13 protein-coding genes are annotated in these 16,428 nt (G+C 71.0%); 6 read left to right on the top strand and 7 right to left on the bottom strand.

Going from position 1 to position 16,428, the window contains the following annotated elements; translation table 11 throughout:
• Nucleotides 1–261: 261 nt before the first annotated feature.
• Entirely contained in the window at nt 262–1,599 is a 1,338-nt protein-coding gene (locus G4G93_RS05430; RefSeq protein ID WP_165081940.1) for an MFS transporter, read from the bottom strand.
• Nucleotides 1,600–1,676: 77 nt separating this feature from the next.
• A complete protein-coding gene (locus G4G93_RS05425) occupies nt 1,677–2,540 on the bottom strand; it encodes a shikimate dehydrogenase (RefSeq protein WP_165081938.1) in 864 nt (287 codons plus the stop codon).
• 186 nt (nt 2,541–2,726) lie between these two features.
• Here G4G93_RS05425 and G4G93_RS05420 point away from each other — a divergent pair, with 186 nt between their 5' ends.
• On the top strand, nt 2,727–4,646 hold the full coding sequence (locus G4G93_RS05420; RefSeq protein ID WP_165081936.1) for a bifunctional sugar phosphate isomerase/epimerase/4-hydroxyphenylpyruvate dioxygenase family protein: 1,920 nt from the start codon (nt 2,727–2,729) through the stop codon (nt 4,644–4,646).
• Nucleotides 4,647–4,873: 227 nt separating this feature from the next.
• Here the strand turns inward: G4G93_RS05420 and G4G93_RS05415 are convergent, their stop codons facing one another.
• Nucleotides 4,874–5,770 (bottom strand): peptidylprolyl isomerase, encoded by an 897-nt coding sequence (locus G4G93_RS05415; protein WP_165081934.1) that lies wholly within the window; start codon nt 5,768–5,770, stop codon nt 4,874–4,876.
• Between the two features lie 149 nt (nt 5,771–5,919).
• Nucleotides 5,920–6,258 carry a hypothetical protein gene (locus tag G4G93_RS05410; RefSeq protein WP_165081932.1) on the bottom strand — a complete coding sequence of 113 codons (339 nt, stop codon included), beginning with the start codon at nt 6,256–6,258 and terminating at the stop codon, nt 5,920–5,922.
• Nucleotides 6,259–6,522: 264 nt separating this feature from the next.
• Between G4G93_RS05410 and G4G93_RS05405 the strand changes: the two genes are divergently transcribed.
• From G4G93_RS05405 to G4G93_RS05390, 4 genes are read left to right on the top strand one after another with little or no spacing between them, the layout of a single operon-like run.
• The gene (locus tag G4G93_RS05405; protein ID WP_165081930.1) at nt 6,523–9,267 is read left to right on the top strand and encodes a bifunctional acetate--CoA ligase family protein/GNAT family N-acetyltransferase; all 2,745 of its coding nucleotides are present in this window, start codon (nt 6,523–6,525) and stop codon (nt 9,265–9,267) included.
• A 31-nt stretch (nt 9,268–9,298) separates the two neighbouring features.
• Complete coding sequence (locus tag G4G93_RS05400; protein WP_165081928.1) at nt 9,299–9,961, top strand: YoaK family protein; 663 nt, start codon at nt 9,299–9,301, stop codon at nt 9,959–9,961.
• The gene (locus G4G93_RS36560) at nt 9,958–10,803 is read left to right on the top strand and encodes an AraC family transcriptional regulator (RefSeq protein WP_312891723.1); all 846 of its coding nucleotides are present in this window, start codon (nt 9,958–9,960) and stop codon (nt 10,801–10,803) included. The genes G4G93_RS05400 and G4G93_RS36560 overlap by 4 nt, the downstream gene beginning before the upstream one ends.
• Before the next feature lie 35 nt (nt 10,804–10,838).
• On the top strand, nt 10,839–11,246 hold the full coding sequence (locus G4G93_RS05390) for a DUF2000 domain-containing protein (RefSeq protein ID WP_165081926.1): 408 nt from the start codon (nt 10,839–10,841) through the stop codon (nt 11,244–11,246).
• A 444-nt stretch (nt 11,247–11,690) separates the two neighbouring features.
• Here the strand turns inward: G4G93_RS05390 and G4G93_RS05385 are convergent, their stop codons facing one another.
• From G4G93_RS05385 to dctA, 3 genes are read right to left on the bottom strand one after another with little or no spacing between them, the layout of a single operon-like run.
• Nucleotides 11,691–12,179, bottom strand: a complete 489-nt coding sequence (locus G4G93_RS05385; protein WP_165081924.1) for an Lrp/AsnC family transcriptional regulator — start codon at nt 12,177–12,179, stop codon at nt 11,691–11,693.
• A 52-nt stretch (nt 12,180–12,231) separates the two neighbouring features.
• A complete protein-coding gene (locus G4G93_RS05380) occupies nt 12,232–13,170 on the bottom strand; it encodes an ROK family protein (protein WP_165081922.1) in 939 nt (312 codons plus the stop codon).
• 5 nt (nt 13,171–13,175) lie between these two features.
• Nucleotides 13,176–14,522 (bottom strand): C4-dicarboxylate transporter DctA, encoded by a 1,347-nt coding sequence (gene dctA, locus G4G93_RS05375; RefSeq protein ID WP_165081920.1) that lies wholly within the window; start codon nt 14,520–14,522, stop codon nt 13,176–13,178.
• Nucleotides 14,523–15,185: 663 nt separating this feature from the next.
• Here dctA and G4G93_RS05370 point away from each other — a divergent pair.
• Nucleotides 15,186–16,406, top strand: a complete 1,221-nt coding sequence (locus G4G93_RS05370; RefSeq protein ID WP_165081918.1) for a lipase family protein — start codon at nt 15,186–15,188, stop codon at nt 16,404–16,406.
• Nucleotides 16,407–16,428 lie beyond the last annotated feature (22 nt).

Below are 16,428 nucleotides of genomic sequence, written 5' to 3'. Positions count from 1 at the left end.
TGAAACGGAAACAGGACCGCCGCCTCGGTGACGAGGCGGCGGTCCTTTATTTTAAATCCTATTCGGAGCCGTCTCCACCCTCTCAGGGTCATCCCGGGGCTCGCTGAAGGCGAGAGCCCAGAATCCAGGATCGCAGGTGGAGCAGAACGGAGCTTTGACCGTTCCGCCTCGTCTTGAACCACTTGCGTGTCTGGAGTCCGGGCCCCGCTTTGGCGGCCCCGGAGTGACCCGGGAGGGGGCAGATACGGGGGATTCAGGGTGTCAGCGCTTGCCCAGCAGTTCCATCGGGGTGCGGTAGGTCTCCCGCGCCGTAAAGATCGACACCGCGGCGATCGCCGCCGTGGCGGTGACGAAGGCGGCGACCGGGACCCAGCCGGTCGGGCCGTCGCCGAGGAGCGCGGCGCTGATGACCGGGGCGAAGCCGCCCAGCGCGAAGCCGATCTGGGTGCCGATCGCCATGCCCGACAGCCGGACCTTGGTGTCGAACATCTCGCCGTAGAGTGACGGCCACACCCCGTTGGCGGCGCTGTAGACCACGCCCGAGAGCAGGACGCCGAAGCAGAAGATGAGCGGCAGGTTGCCCTGGCTGATCGCCCACATGTAGGGCCAGATCAGCGCCGCGGAGCCGAGGGCGCCGAAGATGAAGACCGGGCGGCGGCCGATCCGGTCGGCGAGCGCCGCGAAGGCCGGGATCGCGCCGAGCGCCACGATGTTGGCCAGGATCAGCACGGTCAGCATCATCGACCGGTCGATCTTCATCGTGTTGACGGCGTAGGACAGGGTGAAGACGCTGAAGATCGTGCTCACCACCGAGACCAGCGCGGCGAAGATCACCCGCAGCACGTCGGCCCATTGCGTGCGGAACAGCACTGCGACCGGCAGGCCCTCCTTCTCGAGGCTGTGCGCCTGCTGCTCCTTCTCGAAGACCGGGGTCTCCGGCAGGGTGCGGCGGACCCAGAAGCCGACCGCGACCACGAGGGCGCTGAGGAAGAACGGGATGCGCCAGCCCCAGGACAGCATCTGCGCCTCGGGCAGCTGCGTGATCGGCAGGAAGACCAGCGTCGCGAGGATCAGCCCCGCCTGCGTGCCGCTCAAGGTGAAGCTGGTGAAGAAGGCGCGCTTGTCGGCGGGCGCGTGTTCGAGGGTCATCGAATTGGCGCCGGCCTGCTCGCCGGCGGCCGAGATGCCCTGGAGCAGGCGGGCGATGACGAGCAGGATCGGCGACAGGATGCCGAGCTGGTCGTAGGTCGGCAGGCAGCCGATCATGAAGGTCGAGAGACCCATCAGCAGCAGCGTGAAGGTCAAAACCTTCTTGCGGCCGAAGCGGTCGCCGATATGGCCGAGCGCCACGGCGCCGAGCGGCCGGGTGATGTAGGCGACGCCGAAGGTCGCGAACGAGGCGATCGCCGCCGCCTGCGGGTTGTTGGGCGCGAAGAACAGTTTCGGGAAGATCAGCGCCGCGGCGGTGCCGTAGATGAAGAAGTCGTAATACTCGACCGCGCTGCCGATCCAGCTCGCGAGCGCGGCCTTCTTCGGAGCCTTCACGGCTTCGGGCGCGGCGACCGCGGCAGCGGCCGCCGGAAAGACGGAGGAGGTCATCGGGCGTTTCCTGAGGGAGAGAGGGAGGAGACGGGCCCGTTGGCTCGGGCCGCATTTGTTCGGATTTTCGGGCGAGGTCAGGCCGTCCGGCCGAGCTCGGCGAAGTGGCGGAGCATCCGCTCCGGATCCGGGGTCAGGCCGGTGATGAGGCGGAAGGCCTCGACCGCCTGGAACACCGCCATGCCGCCGCCGTCGAGGGTGCGGCAGCCGATCCGCCGCGCCTCGCGCAGGAGCGCGGTCTCGAGCGGGAAATAGACGATCTCGGCGACGAACAGCGTGGGATGGAGATACTCGGCCGGCAGCGGCAGGCCCGGATACTTGTCCATGCCGGTCGGCGTGCAATGGACGAGACCGTTGGCCGCCGCCACCTCGGCGGCGAGGTCGGTGCAGGCCCGCGCCCGGCCGGCGCCGAAGCGCTCGCACAGGGAGGACGCGACCGAAACGGCCCGGGCCGGGTCGATGTCGTTGAGGACGAGGTCCTTCACGCCGAGGGTCAGCAGCGCGTGGGCCACCGCCGCGCCGGCACCGCCGGCGCCGAGCTGCACGACGCGATCCAGCGTCACGTCCGGCAGGCCGCGCCGGAACGCCTCGGCGAAGCCCCACCAGTCGGTGTTGTGGCCGACCCGCTTGCCGTCGCGCAGGACCACGGTGTTGACGGCCCCCAAGGCCGCCGCGTCGGGCGACAGCGCATCGAGATGGGCGAGCACCGCCTGCTTGCACGGATGGGTGATGTTGAGGCCCGAAAAGCCCATCCGCTCGGCGGCGGTCAGAAGCTCGGGCAACGCGTCGGCGCCGAGGCTCAGGCGCTCCAGGTCGATCTTCTGGTAGAGGAGCCGCAGGCCCTGCGCGTCGCCCTCGTGCTCGTGCATCGCCGGGGTGCGGGAGGCCTGGATGCCGTTGCCGATCAGGCCGGCCAGGACGGAAGTGGGGGCAGCGCCCATGACGCGGGCTCCTCTCGACAGCGTTCCTCGGATGGCGCGATTCGACGCGCTTGAATCCAAATGTACTAACCAGTACGTTCATGTCAAGCGCGAAAGGCGGGAGGCTGCCCGGTCCCCGCTTCGGGCTCGACGGAGCCGGCCCCGTTTGCGATGGAGAGCCGGCGGACAAGCGGAGGGGAGAACGCGATGAGGAAGGCGATCGCCACGGTGTCGTTGAGCGGCACGCTGATCGAGAAGCTGGAGGCGATCGCGGCGGCGCGCTTCGACGGCGTCGAGATCTTCGAGAACGATCTCCTGTTCCACACCGGCGCCGCCCGCGACGTGCGCCGCTACGCCTCAGACCTCGGCCTCTCGATCGACCTGTTTCAGCCGTTCCGCGATTTCGAGGGCGTGTCGGACGAGCAACTGAAGCGCAACCTCGACCGGGCCGAGCGCAAGTTCGACCTGATGGAGGACTTGGGCGCGCCGCTGATCCTGGTCTGCTCCAACGTCGGCACCGAGGTCTCCGACGACGATGCCCGGATGGCCGACCAGCTCTACCAGCTCGCCGAGCGGGCGGCGAAGCGCGGACTGAAGATCGGCTTCGAGGCCCTGTCCTGGGGCACCCGGGTGCGCACCTTCGACCGGGCCTGGAGCATCGTCGAGCGGGCGAACCACCCGCATCTCGGCCTGATCCTCGACAGCTTCCACACCCTGGCGCTTCCCGACGACTGGTCGGGCATCGCCAACCTCCCGGGCCAGCGGGTGTTCTTCGTCCAGCTCGCCGACGCGCCGCGCATCGGCATGAACCCGCTGACGCTCAGCCGCCATTTCCGCTGCCTGCCGGGCCAGGGCGATCTCGACGTGCCGGGCTTCCTCCAGGCGGTTCTGGCCTGCGGCTATACCGGCACGATCTCGCTCGAGATCTTCAACGACGAGATGCGGGCCGCGCCCCCGCGCCAGACCGCCGCCGACGGCCACCGCTCGCTGCTGTTCCTGGAGGAGCGGGTGCGCCGCACCGAGGAGGCGGCGGCGCAAGGTCCCGCCCCCGCGCGCCGGCCCCGCCGCCGGGTCGAGCTGTTCGATCCGCCGCTGCCGCCCTCCATCACCGGCCACCGCTTCATCGAGGTGGCGGTGGACGAGCGCTGCGAGGGCGCGCTGGCGCACCTGCTCGGCCAGCTCGGATTCACCCGCCTGGGCCGGCACCGCAGCAAGGCGGTGACGCTCTACGGCCAGGGCGAGATCCGCATCGTGCTCAACCGCGAGCCGGATTCCTTCGCGTCGTCCTACTTCCTGATGCACGGCCCCTCGGTCTGCGCCCAGGCTATCGCCACCGACGATGCGCTGGCGGCCCTCGGCCGGGCCGAGAGCTATGGCGCGGCCCGCTTCGGCGGCCGGATCGGGCCGGACGAAAATACCTTCCCGTCGATCCGCGCGCCCGACGGCAGCCTGATCATCCTCACCGATCCCCAGACCGGGGGCGATTTCGAGCGCGACTTCGTGATGGACGAGGGCGCGGAGCCGGCCGGCCTGCTCACCCGGGTCGACCACGTCGCCCAGGCCCTGCCCGAGGGCCAGCTCGATTCCTGGGTGCTGTTCTACCGCGCGGTGCTGGGCCTCGAGCCCGAGGACGTGGTGGTACTGCCCGACCCCTATGGGCTGGTGCGCAGCAAGGCGATGTCGAACGCCGAGCGCACCATGCGGCTGCCGCTCAACATCTCGGAGAGCCGCAACACCGCCACCGCCCGCCTGGTGACGAGCTTCGCGGGGGCCGGCGTCCACCACATCGCGCTCGAGACGCACGACATCTTCGCGGCGGCCGAACGCCTGAAGGCCGCCGGCGCGACGCTGCTGCCGATCCCGGCCAATTACTACGACGACGTGGCGGCCCGCTTCGGCCTCGACGACGCGACCATCACGCGGATGCAGTCGTTGAGCATCCTCTACGACCGGGTCGGCGAGGGCGAGTTCCTGCAATTCTACACGACGCCGTTCGAGGAGCGGTTCTACTTCGAGATCGTGCAGCGGAAGGGCGGCTACGACCTGTACGGCGCGCCGAACGCGCCGGTGCGGATGGCGGCGCTGGCGGCGTTGCGGGGGCCGAACCTGTCGCAGGTGCTGCGGTAGGAAGGCCGGGGGCGGGCCGGTACCGCCCTCCCGTCCCGGATCTTGCACTGACGAGAACCGGCCCGACGGATGTCCCACCCTCCCGGTCATGCCTGGGCCGCGCAGCGGAGCCCGGAATGGCCAGGAGGGTGGGACATCCGTCGCGTGATCGCGGTCGGCACGACTTCTCGGCAAAAAGCCCCCGGAAGCGCGGCTTCCGGGGGCTTTCCTTCGACCGAGGTCGAGGCTTACTTCTTCTCGTCCGCCTTCGGGGCCACCGCGGGGGCCGCCGCGGTCTTCTCGATCTTGGCGCCTTCGCGCAGCTTGGTGATGAGGTCCTGCTGCGTCTTGCGGGTGAGGTAGGCCTCGACCTGCTCCTTCATCTCGTCGAAGCTCGGCACCGGCTTGGTGCGCTTCTCCTCGACCTTGATGACGTGCCAGCCGAACTGGGTCTTGATGGGATCGGAGATCTTGCCGGCCTCGAGCTTGAACGCCGCGTCGGCGAAGGGCGCGACCATCCGCTCCTTGGTGAACCAGCCGAGATCGCCGCCCTCGGCCTTCGAGCCGGGATCCTTCGAGGTTTCGGACGCCACCTTGGCGAAGTCCTCGCCGGCCTTCAGGCGCGCGGCGATCTTCTTGGCCTCGGCCTCGTTGTCGACGAGGATGTGCCGGGCATGCACCTCCTCCTCGGGCTTCATCGCCTTGACGGTCTCGTCGTAGAGCGCCCGCTCGGCCTGCGGCGTCACCGCCTTCTTGGCCTCGCGCTCCAGGTACTCGTCGAGGAGGAGCTTGTCGCGGAAATAGGTGAGCTTGCGGACGAAGTCCGGGTTGTCGGCGATCTTGGCCTTCTCGGCGGCCTGGGCGCCGATCTTCAGGTCGACCATGTAATCGACGAGGAGACCCTTCTTCTGCGCGTCGTCGACGCCGGGGAGCGACAGCGCCGGATCGTCGGCCGCCACCGCGAGGTCGCCGGCGGTGATCGGGGCGCCGTTCACCTTGGCGACGACCGTATCGGGCGACTGGGCGGGGGTCGGGGCGGCGGCAGGAGCGGCGGCGGGGGCCGGCGCCTGGGCGAGCGCCGCGCCGGGCAGGAGCAGCCCGAGGGCGAGCGCGCCGTTGCGCCAGAGGGGGGAGAAGGTCGGCATGGCGTGATCCTTGGAGCCCGTGCGCGAGGTCGGTCTGAAGACCGGCGGACAGGTGGCAAAGATCGGCCGACAAGACAAGCGCCGCCCGCGCCGCAGCGGCAGGCCCGGGGCGGCACCCCGCGAATCCGTGATCCGCGGGGCGCGACGGCTCAGAAGCCGGTCGAGGCGACCTCGACCCGGTTGCCGCGGCGGGCGAAGGCCACCGAGGCGGCGGCGCCGTCCTGGGTGCCGGGCACCGAGAAGCTGACGACCTGGTCGGAGGCGAGCGTGGTGATCACCCGCAGCGGGGCGGCGGCGGCCGCATCCGACGGCGCCAGGGTGGCGACGACGCGCAGGCCGTCCTTCTCGACGGTGTAGTAGGCCGAGCCGCGCACCGGGCCGAGATCGAGGCTGTGGGCCTGGCGGGGATTCAGCTCGGAGGCGCCGGCCGCGGTGGCGAGGAGGAGGCCGAAACAGGAGCCCAGGGTGCTGAGGGAGAGGAAACGCATCGGTGGTCCAGGGGTTCTGTCCGGCGCGGAGAGCGCGTCCGGAAAGCCGGGATTCGCCGGGAGCCGAAAACTAACCATTCATTCTGCTGCAACGCAATAGAAATATGTTGCACTGCACAACGGCCCGCCAGCACTTCCGATCATCCTGTCGCGCCCGGCGTGACCTGCACCTGCGGCTGCCCTACCTGCGGGACGGACGCCAGCAAGAGCCCGAAAGAGCCCCGCACCCGCACCCGACACCGGACGCCACCCGAGACGCCCACCATGAGCACCTACCGCTTCGACAGGCTCCTCAGCCCGCGCTCCGTGGCGCTGGTGGGCGCGAGCGCGCGGCCGAACGCGTTCGGCGCCGCGATCCTGCGCAACCTCCGCGAGGCGGGCTTCGGCGGCCCGATCTGGCCGGTGAACCCGCGCCACGACAGCGTCGACGGCGTCCAGGCCTTCGCCGACCTCGCCGACCTGCCCGAGCCCGCCGACCTCGTGGTGATCGTCACGCCGCCCGAGACGGTGCCGGAGGTGGTGGCGGCGGCGGGGCGCAAGGGGTGCGGCGCGGCGGTCGTCATCACCACGGGCCTCGGCAGCGGGCCGGATTCGCTCGCCGAGGCGGCGCGGGCGGCGGCGCGGCGGCATTCCCTGCGCCTCGTCGGCCCCGACAGCATGGGGCTGGCGGTGCCGCGGGCCGCCCTCAATGCCAGCCTGCTCGCCCGGGCGCCGCTTGCCGGCGACCTCGCGCTGATCTCGCAATCGCGCACCGTGGCGGCCGGCATCGTCGCCTGGGCGCAGGCGCGCGGCACCGGCTTCTCGGGCATCGTCTCCCTCGGCAACGCCCTCGACGTCGACATCGCCGACTGCCTCGACCATTTCGCCGCCGACATCCACACCCGGGCGATCCTGCTCTCGATCGGCACCGTGACCGACGCGCCGAAATTCATGTCGGCGGCCCGGGCCGCCGCGCGGGCCAAGCCCGTGGTGGTGCTGCGCTCCGGCCGGCACGACGTCGCCGCGCAGGCGATCGACGGGCGGCAAGCCACCCATACGGGCCTCCTCGCCCGCACCGACGCGGTCTACGACGCCGCCTTCCGCCGCGCCGGGCTCCTGCGGGTGCAGGATCTCGACGAGATGTTCTCGGCGGTCGAGACCCTGGGCCGCCAGCGCCCCTTCCCGGGCCGGCGCCTGGCGATCCTGGCCAACGGGCGCGGCGTCGGCGCCATCGCGGTCGACCGGTTGATGGATCTCGGCGGCAGCCTCGCCGGGCTCTCGGACGCCACGCGGGAGCGCCTCGCCGCGGCGTTCCCGGGCGCCGCCCCGGGGGCCTGGCGCAACCCGGTCGATATCGGCGCCGATGCCGACGGGCCGCGCTACGCCGCCGCCCTGGAGGCGCTGATCGCCGACCGCGACAACGACGCGGTCCTCGTCATCAACGTGCCGACGGCCCTGTCGGGCGGCAGCGCGGTCGCGACCGAGATCGTCGAGGCGGTGAAGAACGGCCGCAAGGGGACCTTCCGGGCCCGCCCGGTCTTCGCCGTCACCGTCGGCGACGAGGCGGCCGGGGAGATCCTGAGCCAGGCCGGCATCCCGCGCTTCGCCACCGATGCCGACGCAGTCGAGGGATTCACGCATCTCGTGCGCTACCGCGAGGCGCAGGACGACCTCACCACCACCCCGGCGGTGCTGCCCGACGACCTCGTGCCGGATGCGGGTGCGGCCCGGAGCATCGTCGATCGCGTGCTCGCCGAGGAACGGACGTGGCTCGACCCGCGCGAGATGGCGGACCTGCTCGCCGCCTACGGCATCCCGGTGCAGCCGGTGACCCTCGTGCCCGACGCCGACGCGGCGGCGGAGGTCGCCTGGCCGATCATCGCGGCGGGCGGCACGGTGGCGCTCAAGCTCGCCTCGCCGGACGTGGTGCACAAATCCGATGTCGGCGGCGTCCGGCTCGGGCTGACCAGCGAGGCGGCGGTGCGGGAGGCCGCCGCCGAGATGCGGGCCCGGGTGGCGCAGGAGCGGCCGGGCGCGCGGATCACCGGCTTCGTCGTCCAGGCGATGCTGCGCCGGACGCAGGCCCGCGAGCTGATCGCCGGGCTCGCCGACGACCCGGTCTTCGGCCCTGTCGTGGTGTTCGGCCGCGGCGGCACCGCCGTCGAGGTGATCGACGACCGGGCGCTGGCGCTCCCGCCCCTCGACCGGCGCCTCGCCGCCGACCTGATCGGCCGCACCCGGGTGGCGCGCCGGCTCAAGGCCTATCGCGACGTGGCCGCCGCCGACGAGGCGGCGGTCGCCCTGGTGCTGGTCAAGCTCGGCCAGCTCGCCGCCGACCTGCCGGAACTGCGCGAGCTCGACATCAACCCGCTGCTGGCCGACCGCGACGGCGTCATCGCCCTCGATGCCCGCGCCTGCGTGGCACCGCTGCCGCCGGAGCGCCGGCGCGACGCGGGCACCGGCCCGAGCCATGCCCGCTTCGCCGTGCGCCCCTATCCCCGGGCCTGGGAGCGGCGGATCGCCCTCGACGACCAGGCGATCCTGGTGCGGCCGGTGCGGGCGGAGGACGAGGGACTGTTCGAGGCGTTCTTCAAGCAGGTCAGCGCCGAGGACCTGCGCCTGCGCTTCTTCGCCCCGGTGCGCGACTTCAGCCACGCCTTCCTCGCCCGCCTCACCCAGCTCGACTACGCCCGCGCCATCGCCTTCGTGGCGATCGAGGAGGCGACCGGCACGATGATGGGGGCGGTCCGCCTCCACGCCGACGCCAACCACGAGACCGGCGAATACGCGATCCTCGTCCGCTCCGACCTCAAGGGCCTCGGCCTCGGCTGGTCGCTGATGGGGCTGATGCTCGACTGGGCGAAGGCCGAGGGGTTGCGCCACGTCGAGGGCCAGGTGCTGCGCGAGAACACCACCATGCTGGCGATGTGCCGCAAGCTCGGCTTTACGGTGAGGACGGACCCCTCCGATCCCGATCTGATGCTGGTGCGCCGCGCGCTGACGGAGGAGAGTGCCGCGCCCTCCCCTTGAGACTCAAGCTCTCGCAAGACTCTGCTCCCTGATGCGCGACACCCCTCCCCTCGACATCGCCGGCGGCCTGCTGCTCACCGCCGCCGCCGGCTTCGTCGATGCCGTCGGCTTCCTGCGGCTCGACGGCCTCTACACCTCCTTCATGAGCGGCAACTCGACCCAGTTCGCGGTCTCGCTGGCCCAACCCGGCCATCCGATCGCCTGGGAGATCGCCCTGCTGTTCGTCTCGTTCCTGGCCGGGGGGTTCTGCGGCAGCCTGGTCTCGCTGCACCTGCCGGGACGCTGGGGGCCGGTGGCGGTGCTGGGCCTCGAGGCCGCGCTCCTCGTCACCGCCCTCTCGACCGCGTTCAGCCCGGCGCTCCAGGGTCCGGCGCCGCCGCTGCTCGCCGCCGCCATGGGGGCGCAGAACGCGGCGCTGCGCCGGAGCGGGGGCTTCCGCCCCGGCGTCACCTTCGTGACCGGCACCCTCTACAGCCTGAGCCACACCCTCGCCCAGGCCGCCGCCCGGGTCGGGCCGGCCTTCGGCTGGGTGCCGGATGCCTGCACCTGGCTGGCTCTCGTCGGCGGGGCGGTGGCGGGGGCCCTGGCCTATCGCGGCTACGGGCTCGAGGCGCTGGTGGTGCCGGTGCTGGGGGTCGGGCTGGTGCTCGCCATGGCGGTCGGACGGGCGGTGCGGGCGGAGGCGACGGCGTGACGGATCGCCCGCGCGACTTCCTCCACCTCCGGCGCGAGCCGGCGAGCGGCATCGAGGCGGTGACGGCGCGGTTCCTCGGCCATGCCTACGACATGCATCACCACGACGAGTGGCTGGTCGGCGTGACCCATGACGGCGTCCAGGACTTCTACTGCCGCGGGGCCCGCCGGCAGAGCACGGCGGGACGGGTGATCCTGATCGAGCCCGGCGAGCGCCATGACGGCCAGGCCCTGCGGGAGCCGGGCTTCCGCTACAGCATGCTGTACCTGCCGCAGGCCTGGCTGCGGCGCGCGATGGGCGGCAGCGACGCCGGAATCGGCTTTCGCCGCACGCTCGCCGACGACCGGCGCCTCGGCGGCGCGATCGGCCGAGCCTGCCACGCCCTCTTCGGCACCGCCTCGCCGCTCGCGAGCGACGCGGCCCTCGACGACCTGGCCCTGCACCTGCGCCGCCATCTCGGCGCCGCGGAGCCCGCCCCGGTGCCGGCCGGCGATCCGGCGATCGCCGAGCGGGCGATGGACTGTCTCCAGGCCCATGCCGCGACGGCATTCGGCCTCGACGCGCTCGCCCGCGCCGCTGGCGCCGCCGACCGGTTCCAGCTCGCCCGGATCTTTCGCCGGCGCTTCGGCACCTCGCCGCATGCCTGCCTGATCGAGCTGCGGCTGGCCCGGGCCCGGGCGCTCCTGCGCGCCGGGGTTCCGCCGGCGGAGGCCGCGCTCGCCGCCGGCTTCTCCGACCAGAGCCATCTCGGCCGCCGGTTCCGCCGCGCCTACGGCCTCACCCCGGCCGCGTACCGTTCCGGGCGCACGAACGTTCCAGACGCCGCCCTCCCGCCCGGCTAGCCCTGCGGTCGATCACCCGCAGGGAGAGACCCCCGATGTTCGACACCAAGGTGGCCATCCTGGTCCGCGACGACCTCGCCGTGTGGCAGAAGCTGAACGTCACCGCGTTCCTGGCGACCGGCATCGCCGGCGCCGTGCCCGACGCCATGGGCGAGCCCTATTGCGACGCGGCCGGCCGCCGCCACGCGCGCCTCCTCGGCCAGCCGATGCTGATCTTCGCCGCGACCGAAGAGGTGCTCCGGCGCGCCTGGCAGCAGGCGATCCAGCGCGACCTCGTGCGCAGCGCCTATGTCCGGGCGATGTTCGGGACCGGGCACGACGCGGCGAATCGCGAGGCCTTCCGGGCCGAGCCCGCCGACGCGCCCGACCTCGTCGGCCTCGCCCTCCACGGCCCGAAGAAGGACGTCGACAAGGCGACGAAGGGGGCGGCGTTGCATCCGTAACGGGCAGGATCGTCGGAGGAGCAGGCAAAGCGCGGGCTCCTCCTCTCCCAGCAGGCGGGGAGAAGAGGACCCCTTCGCCATTTCCGGATGCCGGACAGCCTCCCCCGCGAGGACCCGCTGCATGTGCGGGCGGCATCGGGGCGGGCCGAGGCCGAGCGGCAGGCGGACTTCGCCCGGCGACCCGGGGTGGGGAGCGTCTGACGGGCAGTCCTTCGCGTTCCTGCTCCTCACGCCGCTCGCTGCCACCCTCCGCGACATCCCGGGCCCGCGCGGCGGAACCCGGGATCCATCACCGCTGACGGTTCGGGACGGAGCGGCGCGTTGTCTCCCAATTCTGCATGATCGGCGCCTACGAAGCCCGGGTTCTCGTCCGCGGCGAGCCTCGTGACGACGTCGAGACTTCTGAGGCAGGACCGGCAGGCGACAATCCCCGATCGAGGATCGTCACCCCTTCAGATGGTCCAGCGGCAACGCCGTCGTATATTTCACCTGATCGAGCGCGAAGCTCGACCGGATCTTTGCCACGCCGGGGATCCGGGTCAGGTGATCCACGATCAGGCGCTGGTACTCGGCCAGGTCCTCGACCACCACGCGCAGCATGTAGTCGGCCTCGCCGCTCATCAGGTAGCACTCCATCACCTCCGGCCGGTGGCGGATGGCGTCGGAGAAGGCCTGGAGGGCGGCCTGGGTCTGCCTCTCCAGCGAGACGTGGACGAAGACGTTGACGCGAAGGCCCAGCGCCTGCGGGTCGGCGACGGCGACGCAGCGCCGGATGATGCCCTTGGCCTTGAGGTCGGCGACCCGGCGCCAGCACGGCGAGGTCGAGAGGCCGACCGCCTCGGCGAGGTCGCCGATGCCGACCTCGCTGTCCTGCTGCAGATGCTCGAGGATGCGGATCGAGGCCGGGTCGAGGTCGACGGGTCTGGCCGGCACGGTCTGGCCTCATGCAGGGTGAAGCGCGGTCGAGACGACCGTCTATCACGCCTCACGCGGCAGGCGCATCCCGATCGTCCGCATCCGGATCGTTCCAGAGCCACGCCGCCCCGCGCACCCCCGAGGCGTCGCCGTGGCGGCTCTGCCGGATCGGGGTGTCGAAGCCGCCGCCGAAAACGTGCGGGGCGACGCGCTCCGGGAGAGCGTCGTAGATCTCCGGGATGGTCGAGAGGCCGCCGCCGAGCACGATCACGTCCGGGTCGAGGAGGTTGACGACGCCTGCGACGCCGCGGCCGAGCCGGTCGAGCCAGGCCGCGAAGGTCTCCCGCGCCGCCGCGTCGCCCTTGCGCATCGCCGCGACGATCGCCTCGCCGGTCATCGCCCGGTCGGTGCGCCGCGCGTGGTCGGCGGCCAGCCCCGGCCCGGAGAGCCAGGTCTCGAGGCAGCCGTGCCGGCCGCAATAGCAGGCCGGGCCCGGGCGCTCGTCGTCGCGGGGGGCGGGCAGCGGGTTGTGGCCCCATTCCCCGGAGATGCGCTGGCGCCCGGACAGGGCCCGGCCCGACAGGGCGATGCCCGAGCCGACGCCGGTGCCGAGGATCACCGCCCAGACGACGCCCGCCCCCTGCCCCGCCCCGTCGACGGCCTCCGAGACGGCGAGGCAATTGGCGTCGTTCTCGAGCCGAACCGGGCGGCCGAGGACCCGGGCGAGGTCGTCGCCGAGGGCTCGGCCGTTGAGCCAGGTCGAGTTGGCGTTCTTGACCAGGCCGGTCGCCGGAACGAGGGCGCCGGGGATGCCCACCCCGACCGTCCCGGTGCCCCACGCGTCGCCTTCGAGCGCGGCGACGAGGGCCGCGATCGCGCGGAGCGAGGCGTCGTAATCGCCGCGCGGGGTCGCGATCCGCCGCTCGCCCAGCACCCGGCCGGACCCGTCGAGGGCGATCCCGGCGATCTTGGTGCCGCCGAGATCGATGCCGATGCGAAGGCGCGCCATCGCCGTCAGGGCGCGACCGGGACCGGCTTCTCGTCGGCGATCTCGGTGCCGATGGCGAGGGGATTGGCCATCACCTCGCGCAGCTTGACCGGGTCGAGCTCGCCCTCCCAGCGGCTCACCACCACGCAGGCGACGCCGTTGCCGACGAGGTTGGTGAGCGCGCGGCACTCCGACATGAACTTGTCGATGCCGAGGATCAGCGCCATCGCGGCGACGGGCACCGGGTTGCCGGGGATGGCGCCCAGCGTCGCGGCCAGCGTCACGAAGCCGGCGCCGGTGACGCCGGACGCGCCCTTCGAGGTCAGCATCGCGACCGCGATGATGGTGGCGTACTGCCCGAAGCTGAGATCCGCCCCGACGGCCTGGGCCAGGAACAGGGTCGCCAGCGTCATGTAGATGTTGGTGCCGTCGAGGTTGAACGAGTAGCCGGTCGGGATGACGAGGCCGACCACCGAATCCGAGGCGCCGAGGCGCTTCATCTTCTGCATCATGTGCGGCAGCACCGTCTCGGACGACGAGGTGCCGAGCACGATCAGCAGCTCGTCCTTGATGTAGGCCAGGAACTTGATGATCGAGAAACCGGAGAAGCGCGCGATCAGCCCGAGCACGACGAGCACGAACAGGAGGCTCGTCAGGTAGAAGGTGGCGACGAGGCCCGCGAGGTTGCCGAGCTTGCCGATGCCGTACTGGCCGATCGTGTAGGCCATGGCGCCGAAGGCGCCGATCGGCGCCAGCTTCACGATCATGCCGATGATGCGGAAGAAGATCTCGCCCGCTGCCTCGATCGCATGGATGGCCGGCTTGCCGCGCTCGCCGAGGCCCGTGATGACGACGCCGGTCAGCACCGCGACCAGCAGGATCTGCAGCAGGTCGCCGCCTGCGAAGGCGTCGAAGTAGCTCTTGGGGATGATCGCCATGATGTGGGCGATCGTCGAATCGGCCTGCGCCTTGCTGACGTAGCCGGCCACCGCCTTGGCGTCGAGCTGCGCCGGATCGGCGCCGAAGCCGGCGCCCGGCTGCACGATCTCACCGACGACGACGCCGATAACGAGCGCGAGCGAGGACACCACCTCGAAGTAGATGAGCGCCTTGAGACCGACGCGGCCGACCTTCTTCAGGTCGCCGATCGACGCGATGCCGTGCACGATGGTGCAGAAGATGATCGGTGCGATCATCATCTTGATGAGCGCGATGAAGGCGTCGCCGAGCCATTTCATCGCCTTGGCGGTGTCGGGCGCGACGTAGCCGAGCAGGACGCCGAGCGCGATGGCGATGAGGACCTGGATATAGAGAACCTTGTACCAGGGCTGCGACGAGCCCGGGGCCGCCGCGGAGGGCGTGGCGTGCTGCATGTTCGTTCTCTCCCCACGATGCCGGCCGACGCGCGAGCGGCCGTCGCGTTGCGGCCTTGGCCGCGTGACTGTCATGTGGAACGGGCCGCGGCTCCGGCAGTGTAGAAAGGCCGGACCGCTCCGTCCAAATCGAAAATCCGGGAAAACCCTTCGGCTTTCTCCGTCCCTGCCCCGGCACCCTTGCGGCAACCGAAAACCGGCCCGCCCGTCTGCCGTCCCGTCCGGCGACCGGTCGCGGGCCGCCCGCGCGCGGCATGCCGCGCGCGGGCGGCGGCGTCAACGATTTAGCGGATTAGAGCAAGCGGTTCGATCGTGCCGGCCCGATTCGCCGCAGGCTGCGCCGCGCCCGAGACCCACCGGACCGGTTCCAATCGCACCGCCCCGGATATCCCGATTCGTTCGTCGCGATGATCGAGGAATCGATGTTCAAGCCTAAAATATTATTTTTTACATCTCTGAATTTTCAGTGATTTACGTTGTCAATACAAAATTTGACATCGTCCGCAAGTCGACATTTATAATTTTCGAGCTACGAAATTCGTGTCGTTCGGAGACTAAGCGATGACACCGTCATACGATATTTATCAGCAAGTATTTTCCATTTCCATGATGTCCAATAACCTCATCAGAATGAAAGGCGCAAAATTCGACCTTCAGAAGCAGTTGGAAAATCACATCCAGCTCTACCTGACCTACAAGGACCAGACACCGTCTGCAGGCACGGCCGCCACGGATCTGATCGGCGACTGGACGGTGACCTGGGGACCGATCGTCTACCAGGCCGAGGATTCGGACGTGGCCGACAACGCGATGCTGGTGGCCTGCAGCAACGTCACGCTCCCCGATGGCTCTACCAGGAAGATGGCCGTCGTCGCCATCGCCGGCACCGCGGCGATGTCGACCGTCGACTGGGAATGTGAGGACGGCGCCGCCGGCGACGGCAGCGCGATCACGGGTGTCGTGCCCTGGAAGGACTTCATCGCCACCCCGACGCATGCGGCCTCCCCGCCGGTCGCGGGCGAGGCCGTCATCTCCGTCGGCACCGCGACCGGCCTCTGCACGCTGCTCGGGATGACCGACCCGTCGCTGACGAACGCGCCGACGCTGCGCCAGCACCTCGCCACGCTCGACGCCGACATCCTGGTCGTCACGGGCCACAGCCTCGGCGGCGCCCTGTCGGCGGCGCTCGGCCTCTACCTCGTGCAGACCGGCACGACGCCGCAGATCGCGACGACCTACGTCTATCCGACCGCCGGCGCCTCGCCCGGCAACGACGTCTTCGCGCGGACCTTCGCCCAGGCGCTCCCGGCCGTGCGGGGCGCGGTGGCCTGGCAGTCGTGGAACCTCGACATCTGGAACACCCTCGACGTGGTGCCTCAGGCCTGGAGCACCGTCGGGACCGATCCGACGATCCGCACGCTCCACAACGTGAACGTGATCTACGGGAACGACGACCACTGCCCGCCGCGGTTCCTGAAGATCCCCACTCCGGGCCACGTCAAGGCGCTCTCGGCGCGCCTGCTGGGGTGGTCGCTGGACTCGACGGTCGCCTACACGCCGATTCCGGGCGCAAGCTTCCCCGGCCACACCGTCAATGTCATCCCGGACCATCCCGGCAGCGACATCGGCATGCCGGTCCTGGTCCCGCCGGTCGATTTCATCGGCTTCGCCGCCCAGGCACTCTACCAGCACGGCATGGCCTACGGGATCGCGATCTTCGCCGACCAGACGAGACGGTTGCCGGAGGACCAGAGCGACCCGGCCCCGAACGTCACGCGGGAGGGCCTCAAGGAGCTGCTCGGCTACTTCGAGACCTTGTTCAAGGCCAAGGGCGAGCGACCGTCCTGCCCGAACCTCGAGCCCCACGTCGAGGCCGCGGAGTAGCGCGCGGCCCGGTCGACGCGCG

The sequence above is a fragment of the Methylobacterium sp. DB0501 genome, assembly GCF_011043735.1.
Classification (GTDB): domain Bacteria; phylum Pseudomonadota; class Alphaproteobacteria; order Rhizobiales; family Beijerinckiaceae; genus Methylobacterium; species Methylobacterium alsaeris.
The sequence above is the reverse complement of the archived record's forward strand: the minus strand, read 5'-3'. Positions and strand labels throughout refer to the sequence as shown.